The sequence below is a fragment of the Streptomyces sp. NPDC104371 genome, assembly GCF_055583785.1.
Genome location: NZ_JBVJNF010000002.1, coordinates 272,250 through 292,371, shown reverse-complemented (window position 1 = coordinate 292,371; position 20,122 = coordinate 272,250). Strand labels below are relative to the sequence as shown.

Genomic DNA, 20,122 nt, shown 5'->3' with positions numbered 1-20,122 from the left:
TTCCTTGAGTTGCACAGTACTGTGCAACGTCGTACATTGCACATCGTTGTGCAATTGCACGGTGCTGTGCAAATCGAAGCGCCGTACCCGCCGGGAAGCGCCGTACCTGCCGGAACGCGCATCCCGTGGCCGCCGGAACGCGCACCCCGTGCACGCCGGAACGAGCGAAGAGAAGAGGAAGGGACCCGCACCCATGCGTCTCGTCATCAAGGAACCGGTCGAAAGGACGGGTCGGCCCTACGCCCGGCGCTGGTGGGCGCTGCTCGTCCTGTGCCTGAGCCTGCTGATCATCGTGATGGCGAACACCGCCCTCACCGTCGCCGCGCCCGACATGACCCGCGACCTCGGCCTCTCCAGCGCCGACCTCCAGTGGGTCATCGACGGCTACACCGTCCCGTACGCCGCGCTGATGCTGCTGCTCGGCGCGATCGGCGACAAGTACAGCCGCCGTGGCGCGCTCGTCCTCGGTCTGCTGGTGTTCGCCGGTGGCTCCGTCTTCGGCTACCTCGCCGACAGCTCCGAGACCGTCATCGCCGCGCGTGCGGTCATGGGCGTGGGCGCCGCGCTGATCATGCCCGCCACGCTCTCCCTGCTCGCCGCGACCTTCCCGCGCGCCGAGCGCGCCAAGGCGATCACCCTGTGGACCGCCACCGCCGGACTCGCGATCGCGGCCGGTCCGGTCGTCGCGGGCGCGCTGCTGAAGGACCACGGCTGGGCCTCGACCTTCCTGATCAACGTGCCGATCGCCGCCGTCGCGCTGGTCGCCGCCTTCGTCCTGGTCCCGCCGTCCAAGGCCGGTCACCACGACCGCATCGACTACGTCGGCGGTCTGCTCTCCGTGGTCTGGGTCGGCGCACTGGTCTTCATGATCATCGAGGGCCCGCACTTCGGCTGGGACACCAAGGCGATCACCGCCGCGGTCGTCGCGGGCGCGGGCCTGCTGGCCTTCGTCCTGTGGGAGCTGCGCCACCCGCGCCCCATCCTCGACGTCCGCCGCTTCACCAACCGCCGCTTCGCCGGGGCCAACCTCGCCGTCGCGCTGTTCTTCCTGGCCGTCTTCGGCGCCTTCTACTACCTCACGCAGCACCTCCAGTTCGTCCTCGGCTACGACGCCCTGGCGACCGGCGTACGCATGCTGCCGCTGGCCGGCGCGGTCTTCGTCGGCTCGGCGCTGACCGGGTACCTCACCCCGCGGGTCGGCATGAAGTGGACGGTCAGCGCGGGCATGGTCGGCGGCACCGTGGCCCTCGCCCTGCTGACCCAGGTGGACGCCTCGTCCGCGTACGGCGACCTCGTGGCGCCCCTGGTGATCCTCGGCCTGGCCATCGGGCTCGCCCTCTCGCCCTGCACCGACGCGATCATGGGCGCCTTCCCGGAGTCCGAACTCGGCGTCGGCGGCGCCGTGAACGACACCTCGCTGGAGCTGGGCGGCTCGCTCGGCATCGCGATCCTCGGTTCGCTGCTCGCCACCTCGTACTCCGACCACCTCTCCGACGCCACCACCGGCAGCAAGCTCCCGGCGAGCGCCCTGGCCACCGCGCAGGACTCGGTCGGCGCCGGATACGCCGTCGCGCAGGGCATCGGGGACAAGGCCCGGCAGCTCGCGACGCAGGCCGCGCAGGCGACCGACCCCCAGCAGGCCGCGCAGCTCAAGGCGCAGGCGGGTCAACTCGCCCAGGGCGCCCAGCAGATGAAGGACGCGGTCGGCGCGTCCTTCGCGGACGCCGTCGCCCACACCAGCCTGATCGGCGCCGTGATCCTCGGCGTGGGCACGCTCGTCGTGGCCCTGCTGCTGCCCCGCGGCAACAAGGCCAACGCCATGGCTGAGCTGGTCGCGGAAGGGACGGACGAGACGGACAAGGCGAACGAACGGGTGACCGTGGGCTGAGCCACGACTCGTCGTCGGACGCACCGCGCGCCCCCGCCTCGGACCGGACCGGTCCGAAGCGGGGGCGCGCGTAGGTGTGTTACGAGGCGTACCGCTTACGCCTGTCGGGCCGTCCGGCGGTGGTGACCGTCGCAGTCGCGTCCGCCGTACGTCTTCTTGTGGCCGCCGTGCTGCTTGCGGCAGTGCTCCTTCTTCTTCTCCACCGTGACCGTGACGGTGGCGGTGGCCGTGTTGCTGGTGACCCGGTTGCCGTTCGGCTCGATCGCCGTCGCGTGCGCGGTGTTGGTGACCTCGCAGCGCATGACCTGGTGCTTGCCCTTGCCGTGGTCCCCGCCGCGCTCCTCGGCCGTCTTGCACGGGGTGACATCGGACCGGGTGATCGTGTGCGTGCCGGTGCAGGTGGTGCTCTCGCCGGGGGCGAGGGAGGTCGCCTCACACGTCACGTGCTGGACCAGATCGTCCGTGACCGTCACGTCGTGCAGCGTGGTGCTGCCCGTGTCGGTGACGGTGTAGGCGTACTCGACCCGGTGCCCGACACGGAACGGCCCCTTCGAGACGACCCGCTTGGTCAGGGTGAGTTCGGCCACCGGTACCACCTCGACGGTCACCACGGCCACTTCGGACACGGAGGCCGGGCAGTCCGCGTTCCCCAGGTACCGGGCGGTGATCCGATGCGTGCCCAGGCGGAGGTCCGTCGTGGTGACCGTCGCAGTGCCCTGCGGGTCCAGCGTGGCGGTGCCGATGAGGGTGTCGTCGTCGAAGAACTCGACGGTGCCGGTGGGCGTGCCGGTGGTGCACGTCACGTGCGCGGTGAGGGTGACCGGCTCGCCGGGGGTGGCCGTGGTCGGGGTGGCGGTGAGCGTGGTGGTGGTCTCCGCCCGTACGGCGAGCGCCAGGCTGTGCCCGTACCCCGCGGCGACCGCGGTGGCGCGGACGTCCGGGGGTAGGAGCATCTCGACCGGCGTCAGGCGGTTGACGGTGGTGCCGTCCCCCAACTGCCCGAAGATGTTGTACCCCCAGCCGAGGATGCGGCCGTCGGACGTGACCGCCAGACTGTGGTACGAACCGCCGGTGACGGCGGTGACGCGCGTGCCCGCGGGGAGGAGCACCTCGACCGGCGTGCTGCTGTTGACGGTGGTGCCGTCTCCCAACGCCCCGTTGATGTTGAGGCCCCAGGCGAGGACGCGGCCGTCGGAGGTCACCGCCAGACTGTGCTGGCCGCCCCCGGCGATGGCGGTGATCTGAACACCGGCCGGAAGGAGCGTCTCGACGGGCGTGTTCCTGTTGGTGAAGGTGCCGTCCCCCAACTCACCCTCGGTGTTCAGGCCCCAGCCGAAGACACGGCCGTCGGACGTCAACGCCAGACTGTGGTAGCCACCACCGGCGATGGCGGTGACCTGAACGCCGGCCGGAAGGAGCGTCTCGACCGGCGTGTTGCGGTCGGTGAAGGTGCCGTCCCCCAACTGCCCCCGGTCATTGAGGCCCCAGGCGAGGACGCGGCCGTCGGACGTCAGCGCCAGACTGTGGTTGTAGCCGGTGGCAATGGCTGTCGCCCGGGTGCCCGCGGGAAGGTGCACCTCGACCGGCGTGCTGGTGTCGGCGTTGGTGCCGTTCCCCAACTGCCCCCAGAAGCCGGCCCCCCAGGCGAAGACGCGGCCGTCGGAGGTCAACGCCATACTGTGCACTTCACCGCCCGCGACCGCGGTGGCCCGGACGCCCGCGGGAAGGTGCACTTCCACCGGCGTGCTGCGGTTGACGGTGGTGCCGTCCCCCAACTGCCCGTGGTCGTTGAACCCCCAGGCGAGGACGCGGCCGTCGGAGGTCACCGCCAGACTGTGGAAGTCACCGGCGGCGATGTCGGTGAGCCGCGTACCGGCGGGAAGGTGTACGTCGACGGGCGTGGTGGTGGCGGTGGTGGTGCCGTCCCCCAACTCGCCGTAGACGTTCCAGCCCGTGGCCAGAGCGACATCGGTCGGCGGGGACTGTTGCGCGCTCGCGGACGGGGCGGCCAGCCCGGTCAGGCAGAGCGCCGCGACCAGCGTGGCCACCATCGCCGTCAGCGCGCCGCGCGCCCGGCCTCCCGGCAGCGTGCGCGGTGTGCGCGGGACGTCAGGCGTACCCGGTGTACCCGGTGCGCCGGATGTTCTCGGAGGTCTCGATGTGCTCGGAGGTCTCAGGGAATCGAAAGGGAATCTCACGCCCCTCTCCTACCGACCCCGCGCACCACCCCTCGGCCGACACCCCGGACCACCGGCCGAAACCCCCCGGCCGGCGCTACCCCGCGCCGCCGCTGGAGGAGTTGGCGCGGCCGGTCAGCGGGCGTGCTCGCAGAGGTCGTCCACCCTGCTCCCCGGTGGCGCCAACTCCTTCTCCGTAGAGGTGAGTTCGCGGCCCGCGAGAGCGCACACGCGGTCGGTCCAGTCCGCCGGGTCGAGGGAGATCAGCCGGGCGTCGCCGCCGTCGACGTAGGCGAGCCGTCCACCGTCCGAGGTCAGGTCGCTGGTCGCGCCGTAACCGGGCATGAAGTGGTACTTCTCGCTGCGGTCATGGACGTCCCACACGGTGAACTCGTTCGTCGGGGCCTGTGTCCCGAGGGTGTCCGCCGAGAAGAACGCGCCGAGCCAGTAGACGCCGTCGTACGTCAGGGGCTCACGCCACTTCTTCCCGGTCATGTCCCACAGCCTGACCATGCCACCGTGTTCCAGGACGGCCAGCAGATCGCCGGTGGGCGCGAACCGGACGTCCTTGACCGAGCGGTAGCCCTGCTTCCTGCTGAGTGTCTCGACCGACCTGCCCTTGTCGAAGTCCCAGATCTCGATCCGCCCGTAGTCCGCGGTACGGACGGCCGCCTGTGGATGGCCGGGGCGCGCCGTGGCGAAGGTGTTCGCGGCGGCGTTCGCGATCTCGGCCGGGTCCTGGTGCGCCGGGTGGTACACCTCGCCCGCGATCCGCCCGGTCGACAGCCGCCACCGACTGACGTACGACATCGCGGAGATCACGGCGTGGTCGTCGTCCTGGAAGGACACGTTCACCCAGGCCGGGGTGAGACCGGTCTTCTTGTCCGCGCCCGCCCCGTCGACCCCCGGGGGCGTCGGCAGGTCGAACCGGCGGTCCTCGGTGAGCGCCGGGCTTCCGGAGGCGTCGGTCAGCCGCCACACCAGGACGGAACGGCCGTCGGCGGACACCGTCAACAGCCGCTTGCCGTCCGGGGTGTACGACGCGTACTGCTGCGCCAGGGTGCGTGACGGGCGCGCCTGGCCGAGCAGCCGGTGCGAGGTCAGGTCCCACAGACGCAGAGCCGTGCCGTCCGTGCTGACGGAGGTGATCCGGCGGTGGTCGGCGTCGATCGTCCTGATCCGGCTGAGCAGCATGTCACTGTCGAAGGCGGTCGGTACGCGGACCCGTGCGGTGACGACGCTGCCGCCGGTCGTGACCGTGGCCCGTAACGCGTCCGGCGGCCCGGTGAACGCGACCGCGGGCACCTGTGCCTGACCGGTGACGACCTGGTCCTGCTGGGCGGGCGCGGGCAGTTCGAGGAGACCGGGCCGCCCCTTGTCGATGTCCAGCACCAGGAACTGGTACCGGCTCAGTGTCGTCCCCACGCGCCGGGCGGGGTTGAGCAGATAGCGGCCCGTGCGGTCCAGGCGGGGCGTGTACAGCGGGCAGAGCAGGCCGAGGACCCGGTTGTCGTAGGAGCGCCGTACCTTCGGTGTGCCCGAGAGGTCCCACGCTTCCAGGATCCCCTCGGGCGTGCACCGGACGAGCGTGCCGCCGTCGCCGCTGACTGTGACGCGACCCGTCGTCCCCGTACCCCACGGGGTCCGCCGCTGTCCGCTGCCCAGCCGCCAGGTCACGAGTCGGCCCGCCGCGTCCTCGGCCGCGTCGCGCGGGGTGAGCCGGCCGATGACGGTGTCCTCGTCGGGGCCGAACCACGCCTGGGTCACTTCCCAGCCGTCGGGGGCGGTGAGGGCCTTGCCGAGACGCCGACCGCCCTCGACCCGCCAGACGAGCACCCCCTCGCCGGGGACGGCGGCGAGCACCCGCCGCCCCGTGGCGTCGAAGCGCAGATCGGTGGCCGCACGGGGGTTGCGGCGCACGTCCTCGTTGCCGCGCAGGGAGGTGTTGCGCCAGGTCTTCCCCGTACGGAGGCCCAGGGACACATGGCCCCAGTCCGAGGCGCGGGCGGAGACGGATCCGTCGGGCGAGAGCCTCAGCAGAGCGGTGCCGTTGCCCTGCACCAGCGAACGCTTTGCCGTCCGCGCGCCGCCGCTGTCCAGATCGAGGTCGACCGTCTCGCCGCTGCGCAGCAGCGTGTGCATCCGGCGGCCGTCCTCGCTCACGGCGATGTCCTCGACCTCGCCCAGACCGTCGAGTACCACATGGTCGACGTTCCGCGTCCGCAGATACTGCGCGATCAGGGCGGACCTGGCCTCGGCCCCGTCCGCGGTCGCGTAGGCGGCAGCGCTGAAGAGCCCGGACGTGGTCAGCGAGACGTCGTCCAACTGCTCGGCCTGCGACGCCAGTTGATCGGAGGCGGCCCGCCGGAGCTGCGAGTCCAGCTCGTGGTTCTTGGCGACGTACAGAAGCGCGACGACCAGGACGACCGCGGTGGCGGCGGCCAGCAGCCCGGTGAGCGCCCTCTTGATCCGCCGGTTCACCGCTACGGCGCGCGCCGCCGCGGCCCGCCGTCGCTCGCTCTCCTCGACGAACCGCCGTTCCTCCGCGGTGAGTTCATCGGGCCGCTCGGCCAGCATGCGCCTGGCCTCTTCGAGTCGCTCTCCGGCGAGGAGCTGCTCCGCCTCCTGTCCGGCGCCGCGCCAGTTGTCGATGGCGTGCCGCAGTTCCGCGCGCCAGGCGAGGAACTCACGGTTGCGGGCGACCTGTTCGGCGAGCGTCGGCCAGGCCGTGATCAGCGCCTCGTGTGCCAGCTCGACGGTCTGGCCGTGCTCCGGGTCCGTGCCGAGAACGAGGATCCGTCCGCGGGCCAGCGCCTCGGCGATCCGCCAGCGCTCCGGGCCCGCCTCCGCGCGGCCGAGCACGGCCCGCAACGGGGCCTCGCCGCCGGGCAGTACGCGTACCAGTGCGGTCAACAGCCGCAATGCGTCGTCCCGTTCGCCTTCACCGACCGCCGTGGCCCACACGCTCTCCGCGTGCCGTCCCAGCGCGCCGCCGACGCCACCGATGGCCTCGTACGTGGCGAACCGCAGCCGCCCGACGGACTGGTCCTCCCACAGCATGCCGAGGACGAAGCCGAGCAGCGGAAGCACGCCGGGCTGGTGGTCGGCGTCGTCGACGATGCGCCGGACCAGCCCGGGGTCGTAGTCCACGGCCGGGAGCGCCTCGACGGGTCTTCGGACGACCTGGTCGAGCTGCTCCCGGCGCATCGGGGCGAGCGGGCTCATGGCGCCACGGCTGAGCGCGGGGCCGATGAGGGGGTGGGAGAGCGCCGCCTCCAGGAAGTCGGATCTGAGGGTGAGCAGGACTTGTACGCCGGGGGCCCGGCGTTCTGGGCGGTTCGCGTGTTCCGGTTGTCCTGGGTGTTTCGGGTGTTCCGGGTGTTCCGGGTGTTCCGGGTGTTCGGGGAGGAGGATCCGTACGGCTTCTTCCAGGGCACGGTCCGTGCGGGCGAGGAGGCTCTCGGCCTGGTCGAGGACGATGAGCAGCGGGGGAAGGCCGTCCGTACGATCGCTGCGCGCCCGCGCCGCGGCGAGGGCGGAGCGGAGCGAACCGGACTCCGTGGCCCGCAGGGTGATGACCTCGTACCCGCGGGCCCGGAGCCGGGGCACCACCCCCGCCAGGGCCAGCGAGGACTTGCCGCAGCCGGAGGGACCCACGAGGGTGACCCATGGATGACCGGCGTTCCCCGTGAGCAGCGCGACGACGGCCTCGGCCTCGGCGTCACGGCCGAAGAAGACGCCCGCGTCGGCCTCCTGGAAGGGGACGAGGCTGCGGAAGGGCGAGGCGGGGTCGAGCACGGCCGCGAGGGCGGGCACCTCCTCGATCAGCGTCCTGGTGGGGATCAGGAAGCTCTGCTGGGCGCCCGACAGTTGAGTGGCGAAGACCATGCCCACGACCGCGCCGGTCTGTTCGTCCCATACGGGGCTGCCGCTGAAGCCCTCCTCGATGGGTGCCCCTTGCGCGTCGGCGCCCGACAACTGCACCCATCCCTCGGCGGTCTCGCCGCGCAGCCGCCCCACGTACCAGATCCCGCCCGGGGAGCGGTCCGGCAGCCCGAAGACCCGTACGTCATGGCCCCATGCGGTCCGGGGTCCCGCCATCCCCAACGGTTCCGCGCGCGGGAGCGGGGTGCGCAGCCGCAGGACGGCGATGTCGCCGGTGCCGTCGTCCCTGATGGGCACCCAGTGCGCGACCGTGGCGCGGGAGCGGGCGCCACCGGCCAGCACCAGCTCCACCACGACCTCGGCGCCCGGCGCGGGCGTCTCGCGACGCGGCCGGTCGAGCGCGTCCGCGACGACGTGCGCGCAGGTGAGGACGAGATCGGGGGCGACGACGAACCCCGCGCCGCCGGTCCGGGCGTCCGGCCCGGTACCGGCCCCGGACACCCGGACCACGGCCGCCGCGAGGGCCGTCTCAGGACTTCTGGAGTGGGCTGCCGCGTCGAACGTCATCGTGACCCCCAGGCACGCTTGGCCCCGGTGCCCTCACACGGGGTCAACTCCCTTGTTCAGTATCCCCCGTGGCACTCTGCTGGGCACTGCCCTTTCGGTCACTCCTGTGCCACGTCAGACTGACCGAGAAGTTGGCCTCGGTGGCGGTGCTGGCGATGACGACGTCGGCCTCGGCGGACAGGGACACCCCGAACTCGAGCGTGATCTCGTCCGGCGCGTTCACCAGCCCGCCCAGCTTCCCCACGAAGCTCTCCGCCACCGGCCGTACGGTGTCCAGCATCTCCCCGAACGTCCGCGAGGCACGCGCGGCGGAACGCCCCCCGCGACCGACTCTCACGAGCGACTCGTCCACTTCACGTATCTGCACCCGGACGACGTCGTCACCGTCGCGCCCGAGCGGGACCTCGATGGTGTGCACGCTGCTGGTCATGGCGATCCTTCCTGATCGGGGCAAGGGGGTCGGCGCGGTCCGTCGCCCGGCGGCGACGTGAACTGAAATCCCCTCGCGGTCGTCTCTTACCCCGATGCACTACCGTGCGGCGCCGAATCACCAGGCGCGGCACGGCCGTTACAGACGAAGGAGAGCACGGGGGAATGGCGATCGACTGGGACCGGCGTACCTGCGCACGCAAGGGCCATGTGACGTACGCGCCGGACGACCCCCGGCTGCGCGTCCGCCTGCACGCCACGACCGCCCTCGGGGAGGTGTGGCGCTGTCTGCGCTGCGGCGACTTCGCGCTCGGCGAGCCGCACGGCGCGGGCCCGGCGGAGGACGCGCCGCTGGTGCCGCGCGGCAAGGTGCTGCACGACCTGTTCATCCTGCGCTTCCTCGCGATCGAGCGCGCGTTGCGCGGGGTGTTCATCGTGCTGGTCGCGGTGGCGGTGTGGAAGTTCAGCAACAGCCAGGACGCGGTACGCCGCCTGTTCAACGAGTACCTGGACGTACTCCGCCCTGTCTTCCGGCACTTCCACTACGACCTCGACCACTCACCCGTGGTCGGCACCATCCAGAAGACCTTCGGCTACAAGCACTCCACCCTGCTGCTGGTGGCCACGCTGCTGGTCGCGTACGCGCTGATCGAGATCATCGAGGCGGTGGGCCTCTGGTACGCCAAGCGCTGGGCGGAGTACCTGACGGTGGTCGCCACGGCCGCGTTCCTCCCCCTGGAGATCTACGAACTCACCGAGCACGTCAGCGCCGTGAAGATCACCACGCTGACCCTCAACATCATCGCGGTCCTCTATATCGCCCTCACCAAGCGACTGTTCGGCCTGCGCGGCGGCCGCAAGGCGTTCGAGGAGGAGCGGCACAGCGAGTCGCTGCTGGAGGTGGAGGAGTCGGCCGGGGTACTGGTCTGAGAGCTACCCCGCCCGGTCCGCTTCACCGAAGGAGCCTCCGATGCCCGCGATGCGCAAGCCCCAGCCACCGTCCGGCAAGCACGTGCTCAACATCCGCAAGCCCTACTTGCGGCATTCTCTGGGGGTCCCGGCGCGTGATACAGGCTCTTGACGAAGTTCTTGCAGCTCAGCGGCTTGGATATGGAATGTAGCGTCTGCGACAGGTGTGGTGCAGGCGGACTCACCGGTTTCCTCCCAAAGGGCTGTCCCGCTATGCGCATGAGGTGGCTGGGGCAGGCATGGGAACAACAGCCATACTCGATGCGCGACGATCACGGATGTTGACGGTCTGCTGCCTGACCCGCGGGATCTGCTGGCAGGGACCGACTGGGCTTCGCTCGAACATGCCTGTGGGCCGGCCTCAGGAACGCCTGCTCTGCTGGCCGGGCTGTTGGCGGACGACGTCGGCACGCAGGCCAGGGCTCTGCGACACCTCAACGATCCGGTGCATCACCAGAACACGATCTACTCAGCGACCGTGCCTGCGGCGGCATATGTGGCCAAGATCCTCAGGGACCCGCGCACTGACACCGTTGTGACCGACCGTGACGGCCAGGCCCTTCCGTTGCGCGCTGCCTTGATGGACTGGGTGAATTCGGTAGCTTTCGAGGTCGACAGCGAGGCAGAGGCACACATGGCTCGCGTGGGTCTTTGCCCGGTGGACTATCCAGAGTCCGTCGAGGTCCGGGCACTGCGTCCCAGCCTGTTCCAGGCTGTCTCTGCTTTTCTCCACTCTCCGGACCTTGCGGTTCAGGAAGCAGCCATTGCTGCGGCTGTTCCACTCCTGGACGCCCCAGAGCTCGTTGAGCAGCGTGCCCGTCTCACGCCGCTGGTCCGTGATGTGCTGATCTCCAGCGACAACCGTTCGTACCGCTTCATCGCCAGCCGTGGTCTCAAGTCCTGGGGAGAACAGACAGGTCTGCTGCCTGACGAGCAAGACGAAGACCTCTGGGCGGGCGGCTGCAGCAGCGAACCGCCTTTTTGATCTCGATCTCCACGGGGAAGAGGGTGATCTCCTGTTTCCGGCCGATGTGATGCCGTGATCGCGTTGTGGCTGGTGTGATCACGGCGTCACAGCCTTCTGGGATAGGCCCGTTCACCCGGTTGAGCCCACGCTGCTTCGGCAACTGGTGACGGCCCTTTAGAAGCCGTTGTCGTGCCGAAGGTGATCGCTGAGTTACCGCTGGTCGGGAGTGAGGACGGCGTCTCGGCGGCAGGGATGACGTGTCGTGTCGTCTGTTCGGTGGAGGTGCCTGATGCCGTCGGTGATGGGGCTGTTGGAGGAGCGGGAGCGTGCGGCCCGGCAGCGGGTTGAGGATCTCCAGGCGGAACTGCGGGAGGCGGAAGCCGTCTGGCAGCGATTCGTGATCGCCCGTGAAACGGTCTGGCAGGTCCTGGCGGAGCCGAATGAGCGCGGACAGGCGCCGAATGTCGACGCCGACCGGCCGGTGCCGGTCGCGGGTGCGGTGCCCGGCTCGGTGGTGCCGGTGTGGCGGGCAGGGCTCGACGCCGCCATCCTCGCGCCGGACTACCGGCGCATCATGGAAATCCTCGTGGAGCGGGGCGAGGCGGTGGACTGCCGGCAGCTCGCCTCGGCGTTGGGCTTGGAACCGGTTCCCGCGAAGGTCGAGGGTGTCCGGTCGAAGACCAAGCGCCTGGCCGCGCGAGGCTGGCTGACCGAGGAGAGCCCGGGGATGTTCAGCAGCGTCGACGGGCGAGGCGTCGGCTCATGACCATGCTCATCGACCACCAGATCATGGCCTCCGAACTGTCGGTGCGGGCCTCGTAGTCACGGGCCAGGCGGCGTGAGCTCATCAGCCACGCGAACGTCCGCTCGACCAGCCACCTCTTCTCAGAGGCGTGTTCAGTTGCGGGCCAAGGGTTCCGGTCCGCCCGCCTTGCGGCCGATGCGCTGTGGAAGACCCAGGCGTGTCGTGCGGGGAGCTCGTCACTTGGGTCCCACGCCGCGATACTCGGCCCAGTCCCGCGAGGCGGCACACCAGCCAGCCTTTCATCACCACTCGGATACCCGTTCGAGTGAGGCAAGGAGCCGAAGCGACTGGTCCAACTGGGCTTGGTATGCGGCTGGGTGGGCGTCGGCTAGCCGACGGACGCAGGCGGTGGCCGAGTTGAAGCAGAAGATAAGCGAGGCAGCGTAAAATCTGTCTTCGCACCGCATCGGTTCAGTCTGTGTCGGCCAGCCACTGGTCGATGAGCGCCTTGCCAATCGAATCGACCCGGTACGGGCCGCCGAGAGTAGCGTCCGCCAGCCGCGCGCGCAGTTCCGCGGCCGTGAACCAGCGTGCCTCCACCACTTCCACGTTGTCCACATCGATCGCATCGGAAACGGCCTCGGCGCGAAACCCGATCATCACCCCGGCCGGGAACGGCCACCCCTGGGAACCCTGGTAGGTCACCGCACCCACGGTGACGCCGGCTTCCTCCCGCACCTCGCGGCGCACCGTGTCCTCGAAGCTCTCGCCAATCTCGACGAACCCGGCCAGTGTGCTGAAGCGGTTCGGGCCGGATGCCGCATGGCGGCCGAGCAGGCAGCGCCGGGGCGTGCCCGGAAGCTCGACTAGCACGATCACGGCCGGTTCGATCCGCGGGAACAGCAGCTTCCCACAGTTCTGGCAGGTCCGCAGGTGGCCACCATTGCAGGACCGGGCCGGGCCCCCGCAGGCGCCACAAAACCGCTGATTGCGGTTCCAGTGCAGAATTCCCCGCGCGTACGCCAGCAGACCCGCTTCGTCCGGCGTGATGGTGGGAACCATCGCCCGCACGTCCAGCATCCTGTCCGCGCCGGCCAGCTCGACGGCGCTCTCCCGTTCGAGCCCGGACACATCAGCCGCGAACACCGCCCTCTCGCCTTCGAGGCCGAGCAGCACCCGGTCGCCGGCCGCGACGAGGATGTCCCTCGCCTGGGCCAAGGGCAGCCGCAACGGCGTTTCGTTTCGCACCAGGCACTCGTCCTGCCACAGGGGAATGACCTGGGTACTGGCCCTGGTCAGCAGTGCCTCGATCCAGTCCGAGTCTCCCCGCCGATCAACGACACGGTCGAGCCCCAACCCGCTGTAGTACACCGCTCCTCCTGGATCACAGTGTCCGCCTGTCCTCGACACTAGCGGATACGTCCGCCGAACACCCTCCGCAGCCAGAACTTGCCTTTAGGGGACCTCTCGCGGACGGGGAGCCGTGTTCAGGCGGGTGATCAGTTCACGGTTGGCGGCTCGAGCGGCGTCGAGCTCTTGCTGGCGTTCGTGGAGCTGGCGTGTGAGGTCCACGGCTTGTTGCTCAAGTGCGGTGATGCGCCGTTTGAGCTGCTCGATGTCGTCTGGTGCGCCCAGTCCGGATTGCCTCCAGGCTTGTTCGCCGAGAAGTTCGCTGAGCTTGTTCTCCAGCTGGTGAATCCGGGCGGCCTGGCGAACGGAACGGCTCTGAGCGTTCGCGAGGTCAGCCTGCAGCGAGGCCCTGCTGACTTGTGGTGCGGCGTCTGGGCCGCCCGGTGGTTCGGATGCGGCGGCGTGAACTTGAGCGAGCAGGTCCCGGTGCCGGTAGAGAAAGGTCCGGTCGACGCCCGCGCTGCGGGCGATCGCCGAGACGCTGATCTCCGTGCCGTTCTTTGCGGCGTCGTTCAGTGCCTTCTGAACGCGCTGGCGCCTGCGGGCGGAGTCGGCGCGTCGTCCCTGAGCCATGGGTGTGGTGGTCATGCGCTCCGGTCCGGACGGATGTCGGGGAGAGGTTGGCGAAGGCGGGGGATACCCAGGTTGACGACGCTGTTTCGCGCGCGTCGGATGGTGGTGACTGCCTGTTCGATCTGGGCTCGTTCGTCGTCGTTGAGTTCGTCGACGTCAGCCTTGATGCGCGTGATCAGCCGTCGTACGCGGCGGATTTCTTCGTCTGAGGGCATGGCCTCGTCCTTCGCCCACTGGTCGGCGTCGACGGTGGCCAGCAGTCGCTCTCTGTTGCGCAGGAGGTCGCTGAGGTATGCCTCGAGGTCGGGCAGGAAGGAGACGTCGGTGCGGAAGTGGGCACATCCGACGCAGCGGAACCTGACTGGGCAGTCTCCGCCGCCGGCGGCGACGTTGGTGGGCTCGGTGCAGATGCCGTAGGGGACCGCGACTTCGCCGACCGCGCGGCGGGCGTGCTCGGAGTCGAGCAGGGCGGTGGCCCGGCGCCAGATTCGGCTTCCGTGCCGGTCGAACTGCATCGTGGTGACGCGGTCGACGGCCTCTCGCCTGCGTTTTTCGCCGACGCGGTAGTAGCACTGTGTGGTGGACAGCTGCTTGTGGTCCATCAGCTCTTTGAGGACCTCGACGCGGACGCCGGCGTCGGCATACCGCTGTGCGAAAGTGTGCCGGTAGGCGTAGAGGTAGATGCGGCGCTTGTCGAACGGCAGCATCCGGGTTTCCGTCCTGCCGTCCGTCTCCACGGCTGTGGGCACGAGAATTTCTGGCAGGCTGTCGACCCAGGTCCGGTGCCGACCGCTCACCCAGTCCGCGCTGATCGGCTTGCGACCGTCAGGATCAGCGACCGTGGAGGGCAGCAGCACCAGGTCGGCGACGGGTGTGCCGGGGAAACGGCCGCGGGCCGCCTCCTGTTGCTTGACGATCACGGACGCCGTGGCCTCGGAGATCGGCAGTCGCCGCCCGAGGCGATGGGATTTGCGGTTGTCGTAGATCAGGACTGGTTTGCCGTCCTGGTCGCGCATCAAGCAGTCCCAAGAAAGCTGGCAGATCTCATCGGGGCGGCGGCCGGTGTCGATCAGGAGCTCGATGGCGGCGCGGACCTCAATGCCGCTGCCTCCGTCGATCTTGTCCAGATGGGAGCACAAGTGACGGATGGCCTCGACGGGCAGATCCCGTCCAGCTTCTTGGTCTTCGGGCTCGTCCGGCAGGTCCTCGCGGCCGAGTGTGAAGTCCTCGGGGAGGCCGTGCAGCGGGCGACCAGGTCGGGTCAGGCCCATGGTGCGCATCCGGGCAAGTAGCCGCAGCACCGAGTGGCAGTGACGCGATCGCAGGCGGGGAGACAGCGCGCCTTGGTCCTGGAGGTAGGCGAGGCGGTTGCAGAACGCGGTGATGTCGGTCCGGGTCAGGTTCCGCGGATCCTCACCGTGGTCGTCGCACTGCAGGCGCAGGCTCTCGGACAGTTGGACGATGCCCTCGATCGGCGCCTGCATACTGCCGGCGACGCCTCTGCCCCGGCACTGTGGCAGGACATCGAATGCCCACGCCTTGGTAGCTTCGCGCAGCCACGGCTGATGGATGTCGGTGAACCGGAGGTTGCCGGCGTATCCGAAGACGGCGAGCGTCCAGAAATCCTTGTGCCGCTCGGTCTCCGGCGAGGACTGAAGCAACTCGCAGTGCCGTACGAACTCGTTGCGCAGGTGGCGCATGGACGACTTCAAGGACTCGGGCGGCACGTCGCTCAGCGTCCTGGCCTGCTGCAGTCGGATCTGGTCGATCAACGGACGCACCATGTTGAACCTGGTCTTCACCCCGTGATGGCTGCGCTGCTGCAGCCCGTAGACGAACTCGGCAGCCACTCGTAGCGGGAGTCCTCGCAAGCTGATCTTGTTGTCCTCGGCGATCGCGGGGACGGTGCGGCGCCACTGTTCTTCGTCCAGATCCGGCTGGGCCCACACGGCTTTGCGCCAGCGGTTGTAGTGCCCCAGGCAGTAGGCGCCGCGGCCGGCGCGCTCTCGCAGACACGAGGCAGCCCGGCAGGGTCCCAGCGAGGCGTGGGCCGTCGCCTCCGGCATGGCCAGGAACTCTTCCAGGGACACCCGTAGCTTGCGCTTCTGCACCTCGTGGGCGAGACACAGCTGCGTCCGTTCGCTTTTCCAGGGGCGCTCGCAGCCGGTCACCGTGCAGAGACGGACACCCACCATTCGGACGAGGACCTTGGGAGCCTTGATGTACTCCTCCATCGGCGGGCTTCCCAGCCGGCGCCATCGGGTGTGGCAGCTCGCACAGATGCCGCTTGCAAGCGAGCGGGCCTTGACGCAGCCGGGGACCACGCACTTCTTCCAGCCGAGCGTCAGGTGCTGCTGGGGGAAGACCACCACGAGGTCCGTCGGGTCCCACTGGACCGCCGCGGCGAACTCTGGAGTGATCGCGGCCAGCAGGGCTGCGGTGGCCTCGTCAGCAACCTTTTCGGCCGCCGGCAAGGATTCAAGCTGCATCGCCGTCATCGCCCAGCCTCCTCGACCAAGACCCGGGGCGTCGGAACGCGCTCGACAGCCTCGCGCAGCCGACTCGGATCAGGGTGCAGGTAAGGCTCGCTGGACGATGCGTAGGCGTGCCCCAGCAGGTCCTGCAGTTCGTCCTGGCTGCCGCCGGCATCCCTGACGTTGCTGGCGAAGGCGTGACGCGACATGTGTGGGGTGATCCGGCGCGGAATGCCCGCGCGCCTGACCAGCGCGTCGATCAGGTCGTTGATGGCGTCTGGCCGCATCGGGGCCCCGATCGGTGCCCGGAACAGGTTGACCAGCAGGAAGTCGCTGTCCCCAGCGGCCTGGATCTGGTGGCGTTCAGCGACGTACTGGTCAAGGGCTTGGACGGAAACGAAGTCCAGCGGAACTGCTCTGCTGCGTCGAGACTTCGCCCACGCGCTGTTGCTGTTGGCCCGGCGGTGAACGTGGACGTGAGCCCCTTCGACCAGGCAGCCCAGGCTGGCGTTGTCGACCAGCAGATGCACGTCGCTGCGTCGCAGACCGGTGAGCTCACCGCGGCGCAGGCCGACCCGGGCCATGAGCAGAACGATCAGGCGGTCCCGAGCCGACCGACAGGCCCGGAACATCGCCACGATCTCGATGTCTGAGGCCCGGTCGACCACCGTCTCAGGCTCATGCAACCGGTGCTGAGCCCGCAGTCGGTAGGCCAGCCGGGCATCCTCTGCCTGTGCTTCAAGCGGCAGGTCGCGCGAGTCCGCCAGATCGTAGATCTGCCCGAGGATCCACGACGGCGCCTCATCCCGGGCGACCGCGAAGGCCAGGAATCCGCGTACCGCGGTGAGTACCTTGTTGATGCGTCGCTCGCCGCGGACCGGCCGCGTGCCCGGTCCGCGTACCACCTGCTGGTCCTCGGCGCCGACCGGAACGTACTTCAGCCACATCATGAACAAGCCCATGTCGGTGGCCGCCACCCGCCAGTCGCGGCCGGTGCGAAGGCACCACCGCAGATAAAGAACCACCGCGCCGGCATACGCCTTCGTTGTCGATTCGGCACGGTCCAGACCGAAGCGAACGTGCTGCAGGAAACCATCCGCGATCGGCATCACCTCCAGCTCGTCGTCGAGCACCGTCCAGTACCGGGTTCCGGACGGCATCCTCACAGGGAATGCGCGCATTAGCTGTCCTTGCTCCTCGCGTGATCCAACGAAGAGCCACAGAGCTACACCCCGTGAGAACCGTTGCACGGTGCCCCACGCAGGCACTCAGTGCGACATCACACGACAGTGGGATAACCCCCGGAGAACGACCTGATCGCGACCGGCACCAAGACGATCGAGATCCGCGTCGGCTACCCCAAGATCCGCCGCATGGCGGCCGGAGACAGCCTGCGCTTCGTCTCCGGCGAGGACTCCCTGCACACCTGCATCACCGAGATCAGGGAGTACAGCTCCTTCGAGGAGATGCTGAACGCCGAGGACAACACGGCGATCGGTGAACCCGGCCTGGGCCGCGAGGAGTTGCTGGCGGCATGCCGCGACATCTACCCACCGGAGAAGGAGGCCCTCGGCGTCTTCGCCCTTCATGTGGCGCTGCTGCCGGGGTGACGGGGGCGGGCGCTCGCCTCGGTCACTTCTGCTCCAGCGCCGCCAGTCGCAGCTCAAGCTGATCAACGCGGTGCCGTAGCAAGGCGACTTGGGCCTCCAGGCTGACCTCCTGCTCTGCCCGGCGCTGAATACGCGGTGACGCGGCGGCGCGTTCGATCACCGCTTCCAGTTGGACCAGGCGCTGGGGGCCGTTCGGGCCGTCCACCAGGCGGGACCTGATCTCGCCGTTGCGGTACCAGGACCGCAGCGCCGAGCGCGAAACGCCGGTCTCCGCCTGTGCCTTGGCCAGCGTGACCCAGGGGGTCTCGTCCAACTGCTCGAACAACTCCAGTTCGCTCTGCCAGCGCGCGAGCCGGTCCTCCCAGTTCGACGGCGTCTCCATCGCACCCTCCTTTCAGCATGGTGACCCTGTCAATAGCAGTGTATTGACAGGGTTGTGACGATAGAAGCATGACATTCGAACGGTTCACAGGGACAGCTCGCAAGGTGGTCGTCACCGCTCAGGAGGAGGCGAGGAAGCTCAAGCACCATCACATCGGCACGGAGCACATCCTGTTGGGACTGCTCCAGGTGCCGGACAGCACGGCGGCGAACGTGCTGCACCGGCTCGGGTACGACGAGGAGACCGCGCGCGCCGATATCGCGGCTCTGGTCGAGCCCGGTACGAAGGAGCTGCGCGGCCATATCCCGTTCGCGCCGAGCGCGAAGAAGACGCTCGAGGTCGCCCTGCGCGAGGCGCGGCAACTGCACCACCACGACATCGGTACGGAGCACATCCTGCTCGCCCTCGTCAGGGAAGGTGAGGGCGTCGGCGCGCAGGTGCTCGCCGAGCGGATCCGTCCGATCGGCAAGGTCCGTGCCGCGGTGCTGACCACGCTGGAGGGATCGCAGGACGGCGCGGCCGGTCCCTGGCCGAACGGCACCCCCGCCACCGAGGAGACCGTGGCCACCGCCGGCGCGCTGGCCGGTGGCGCACCGGTCGGCAGCCATCACCTGCTGGAGGCGATGCTGCGGACGGAGAACAGCATGGCGGCCAGGGTGCTGCGGGAACTCGGAGTCGACCCGGACGCGGTCGCCGCCAAGATCGACGAACTGGACCCGGAGGCGACCGCCGACGCCAACCCGGAGGAAGCCGCCGCGCGCAAGATGGACCTCCGGCTGGTCGACGACGAGGTGCACCTGATCCTTCGGGACCCGGCCACGGTCGCGCTCGCCAAGAAGGTCACCGAGCTGTCCGACGGCCCGATCCAGGGCGTCGGCCCGGTCGCCGGCATGTTCGTCCCGCTCTGGCAGTCGACCAACCAACTGCTGGCGCAGGTACGGGACATGCTCGAACCGGAGCCGGAGTCCGAAGAAGAGGACGAGTCCACCGCCCACAAGGTGACCAGGGCCGTGCGCACGGCCCTCGCACCCCGACTCCGCCGCTGAACCAGCTGATCGACGGGCCGGAACCGCTCGCGCACCACAGAGAGAGGTTCCGGCCCTGGCCAGGCCCCCGGTGCCCCGTAAGCCGCTTCTTCCGCCGCGCTTGCCTTGACGCCGACGTCAACACCTACGGTCGTACTCATGCGAATCGGCGAGCTGGCCGCGCGGGCCGGGACCACGACCCGGGCGCTGCGGTACTACGAGTCACGGGGGCTGCTGCCCGCGCGGCGGGACGCCCACGGGCACCGCACGTACGACGAGCGGGACCTGAGGCTGCTGCGGCAGATCCGGATCCTGCGGGACTTCGGGTTCGACCTGGAGGAGACACGGCCCTTCGTGGAGTGTCTGCGGGCCGGGCATCCACAGGGCGACTCGTGCCCGGCCTCACTCGTGGTGTACCGGCGCAAGCTGGACGAACTCGACGCGCTCATCGGCGAGTTGCAGGCCGTACGGGAGCAGGTCGGGGCTCAGTTGGCGCGCGCCGAGAGCGCGCGGGACGAGCTGGCCGCCGAGGCGCTGGTTCCGGGTGGTCCGGAACCCGTGTGCGAGCTGGGAGGGCATGAGCGGTGATCAAGCAGATCGCTGGTGTGGGCGAGGTGACGGACGACGACTTCGAGGCGGAGGTCGTGCGGGCGGAGCTGCCCGTGCTGGTGCAGTTCACGGCGGAGTGGTGCGGGCCGTGTCGGCAGTTGGCACCGGTGCTGGGGGAGATCGCCGCGGAGAGGGACGGGCGGCTGAAGATCGTCCAGTTGGACGTGGACCGGAATCCGAAGACCACGATCGAGTACGGCGTCCTGGGCACGCCCACCCTCATGGTGTTCCGCGACGGTGAGCCCGTGCGGTCGATGGTGGGCGCCCGGCCCAAGCGGCGCCTGCTGGAGGGGCTGGCCGACGTGCTCTGAGGCCGCGCCGCGATACGGCGCGAGCCGTACACAAGAAATCCCCCGAGCAATTGCGCCCGGGGGATTTCTTTGCGTATATTCGATGGTTCGCGACTTCGAAT

Annotated in this window: 16 protein-coding genes and 1 pseudogene; 8 read left to right on the top strand and 9 right to left on the bottom strand. The window is 69.4% G+C overall.

Annotation, left to right across the window (positions count from 1 at the left end; all coding sequences use genetic code 11):
- The first annotated feature begins 193 nt into the window (after window positions 1–193).
- Entirely contained in the window at window positions 194–1,888 is a 1,695-nt protein-coding gene (locus ACZ60T_RS07115) for an MFS transporter (protein WP_469665076.1), read from the top strand.
- Window positions 1,889–1,983: 95 nt separating this feature from the next.
- Here the strand turns inward: ACZ60T_RS07115 and ACZ60T_RS07110 are convergent, their stop codons facing one another.
- The 3 genes from ACZ60T_RS07110 to ACZ60T_RS07100 form a co-directional block, all read right to left on the bottom strand.
- Complete coding sequence (locus ACZ60T_RS07110; protein ID WP_469665074.1) at window positions 1,984–3,939, bottom strand: RCC1 domain-containing protein; 1,956 nt, start codon at window positions 3,937–3,939, stop codon at window positions 1,984–1,986.
- 261 nt (window positions 3,940–4,200) lie between these two features.
- Window positions 4,201–8,517, bottom strand: a complete 4,317-nt coding sequence (locus ACZ60T_RS07105; RefSeq protein ID WP_469665072.1) for an nSTAND1 domain-containing NTPase — start codon at window positions 8,515–8,517, stop codon at window positions 4,201–4,203.
- A gap of 43 nt (window positions 8,518–8,560) precedes the next feature.
- Window positions 8,561–8,947: a CU044_2847 family protein gene (locus tag ACZ60T_RS07100; protein WP_469665070.1), complete on the bottom strand. Its 387-nt coding sequence runs from the start codon at window positions 8,945–8,947 to the stop codon at window positions 8,561–8,563.
- Window positions 8,948–9,111: 164 nt separating this feature from the next.
- On the opposite strand from ACZ60T_RS07100, the gene ACZ60T_RS07095 reads away from it, so the two are divergent.
- The 3 genes from ACZ60T_RS07095 to ACZ60T_RS07085 all read left to right on the top strand — a co-directional run bounded on the left by ACZ60T_RS07095 (window position 9,112) and on the right by ACZ60T_RS07085 (window position 11,648).
- Window positions 9,112–9,876: a DUF2127 domain-containing protein gene (locus ACZ60T_RS07095; RefSeq protein WP_469665069.1), complete on the top strand. Its 765-nt coding sequence runs from the start codon at window positions 9,112–9,114 to the stop codon at window positions 9,874–9,876.
- A 430-nt stretch (window positions 9,877–10,306) separates the two neighbouring features.
- Entirely contained in the window at window positions 10,307–10,900 is a 594-nt protein-coding gene (locus ACZ60T_RS07090) for a hypothetical protein (RefSeq protein ID WP_469665067.1), read from the top strand.
- A 271-nt stretch (window positions 10,901–11,171) separates the two neighbouring features.
- Window positions 11,172–11,648: a hypothetical protein gene (locus ACZ60T_RS07085; protein WP_469665066.1), complete on the top strand. Its 477-nt coding sequence runs from the start codon at window positions 11,172–11,174 to the stop codon at window positions 11,646–11,648.
- On the opposite strand, the pseudogene ACZ60T_RS07080 reads toward ACZ60T_RS07085, so the two are convergent.
- The 5 genes and pseudogenes from ACZ60T_RS07080 to ACZ60T_RS07060 all read right to left on the bottom strand — a co-directional run.
- A pseudogene (locus tag ACZ60T_RS07080) lies at window positions 11,614–11,766 on the bottom strand (IS5 family transposase); the annotation flags it as partial. The gene ACZ60T_RS07085 and the pseudogene ACZ60T_RS07080 overlap by 35 nt on opposite strands.
- 332 nt (window positions 11,767–12,098) lie before the next feature.
- Window positions 12,099–12,998 (bottom strand): NAD(+) diphosphatase, encoded by a 900-nt coding sequence (gene nudC, locus ACZ60T_RS07075; protein ID WP_365622548.1) that lies wholly within the window; start codon window positions 12,996–12,998, stop codon window positions 12,099–12,101.
- Between the two features lie 84 nt (window positions 12,999–13,082).
- A complete protein-coding gene (locus tag ACZ60T_RS07070; protein WP_469665064.1) occupies window positions 13,083–13,625 on the bottom strand; it encodes a DUF6262 family protein in 543 nt (180 codons plus the stop codon).
- A complete protein-coding gene (locus tag ACZ60T_RS07065; protein WP_469665062.1) occupies window positions 13,622–16,108 on the bottom strand; it encodes a tyrosine-type recombinase/integrase in 2,487 nt (828 codons plus the stop codon). Before ACZ60T_RS07065 ends, ACZ60T_RS07070 begins: the two co-directional genes overlap by 4 nt.
- Entirely contained in the window at window positions 16,105–17,244 is a 1,140-nt protein-coding gene (locus ACZ60T_RS07060; protein WP_365622542.1) for a tyrosine-type recombinase/integrase, read from the bottom strand. The genes ACZ60T_RS07065 and ACZ60T_RS07060 overlap by 4 nt, the downstream gene beginning before the upstream one ends.
- Window positions 17,245–17,397: 153 nt before the next feature.
- Here ACZ60T_RS07060 and ACZ60T_RS07055 point away from each other — a divergent pair, with 153 nt between their 5' ends.
- Entirely contained in the window at window positions 17,398–17,694 is a 297-nt protein-coding gene (locus ACZ60T_RS07055) for an ASCH domain-containing protein (RefSeq protein WP_469665543.1), read from the top strand.
- 22 nt (window positions 17,695–17,716) lie between these two features.
- On the opposite strand, the gene ACZ60T_RS07050 is transcribed toward ACZ60T_RS07055, so the two are convergent.
- A complete protein-coding gene (locus ACZ60T_RS07050; RefSeq protein ID WP_469665060.1) occupies window positions 17,717–18,076 on the bottom strand; it encodes an excisionase in 360 nt (119 codons plus the stop codon).
- 68 nt (window positions 18,077–18,144) lie between these two features.
- Here ACZ60T_RS07050 and ACZ60T_RS07045 point away from each other — a divergent pair, with 68 nt between their 5' ends.
- The 3 genes from ACZ60T_RS07045 to trxA all read left to right on the top strand — a co-directional run bounded on the left by ACZ60T_RS07045 (window position 18,145) and on the right by trxA (window position 20,021).
- The gene (locus ACZ60T_RS07045; protein ID WP_469665058.1) at window positions 18,145–19,122 is read left to right on the top strand and encodes a Clp protease N-terminal domain-containing protein; all 978 of its coding nucleotides are present in this window, start codon (window positions 18,145–18,147) and stop codon (window positions 19,120–19,122) included.
- A 138-nt stretch (window positions 19,123–19,260) separates the two neighbouring features.
- A complete protein-coding gene (locus ACZ60T_RS07040; RefSeq protein ID WP_469665056.1) occupies window positions 19,261–19,689 on the top strand; it encodes a MerR family transcriptional regulator in 429 nt (142 codons plus the stop codon).
- A complete protein-coding gene (gene trxA / locus ACZ60T_RS07035) occupies window positions 19,689–20,021 on the top strand; it encodes a thioredoxin (RefSeq protein ID WP_469665542.1) in 333 nt (110 codons plus the stop codon). The genes ACZ60T_RS07040 and trxA overlap by 1 nt, the downstream gene beginning before the upstream one ends.
- The last annotated feature ends 101 nt before the right edge of the window (window positions 20,022–20,122 follow it).

What these genes read in the sequence shown, in the direction of transcription:
- ACZ60T_RS07115 (WP_469665076.1), top strand. Translation starts at nt 194, where the DNA reads ATGCGTCTCGTCATCAAGGAACCGGTCGAAAGGACGGGTCGGCCCTAC.
- ACZ60T_RS07110 (WP_469665074.1), bottom strand. Translation starts at nt 3,939, where the DNA reads ATGGTGGCCACGCTGGTCGCGGCGCTCTGCCTGACCGGGCTGGCCGCC.
- ACZ60T_RS07105 (WP_469665072.1), bottom strand. Translation starts at nt 8,517, where the DNA reads ATGACGTTCGACGCGGCAGCCCACTCCAGAAGTCCTGAGACGGCCCTC.
- ACZ60T_RS07100 (WP_469665070.1), bottom strand. Translation starts at nt 8,947, where the DNA reads ATGACCAGCAGCGTGCACACCATCGAGGTCCCGCTCGGGCGCGACGGT.
- ACZ60T_RS07095 (WP_469665069.1), top strand. Translation starts at nt 9,112, where the DNA reads ATGGCGATCGACTGGGACCGGCGTACCTGCGCACGCAAGGGCCATGTG.
- ACZ60T_RS07085 (WP_469665066.1), top strand. Translation starts at nt 11,172, where the DNA reads ATGCCGTCGGTGATGGGGCTGTTGGAGGAGCGGGAGCGTGCGGCCCGG.
- ACZ60T_RS07070 (WP_469665064.1), bottom strand. Translation starts at nt 13,625, where the DNA reads ATGACCACCACACCCATGGCTCAGGGACGACGCGCCGACTCCGCCCGC.
- ACZ60T_RS07065 (WP_469665062.1), bottom strand. Translation starts at nt 16,108, where the DNA reads ATGACGGCGATGCAGCTTGAATCCTTGCCGGCGGCCGAAAAGGTTGCT.
- ACZ60T_RS07060 (WP_365622542.1), bottom strand. Translation starts at nt 17,244, where the DNA reads ATGCCGTCCGGAACCCGGTACTGGACGGTGCTCGACGACGAGCTGGAG.
- ACZ60T_RS07050 (WP_469665060.1), bottom strand. Translation starts at nt 18,076, where the DNA reads ATGGAGACGCCGTCGAACTGGGAGGACCGGCTCGCGCGCTGGCAGAGC.
- ACZ60T_RS07045 (WP_469665058.1), top strand. Translation starts at nt 18,145, where the DNA reads ATGACATTCGAACGGTTCACAGGGACAGCTCGCAAGGTGGTCGTCACC.
- ACZ60T_RS07040 (WP_469665056.1), top strand. Translation starts at nt 19,261, where the DNA reads ATGCGAATCGGCGAGCTGGCCGCGCGGGCCGGGACCACGACCCGGGCG.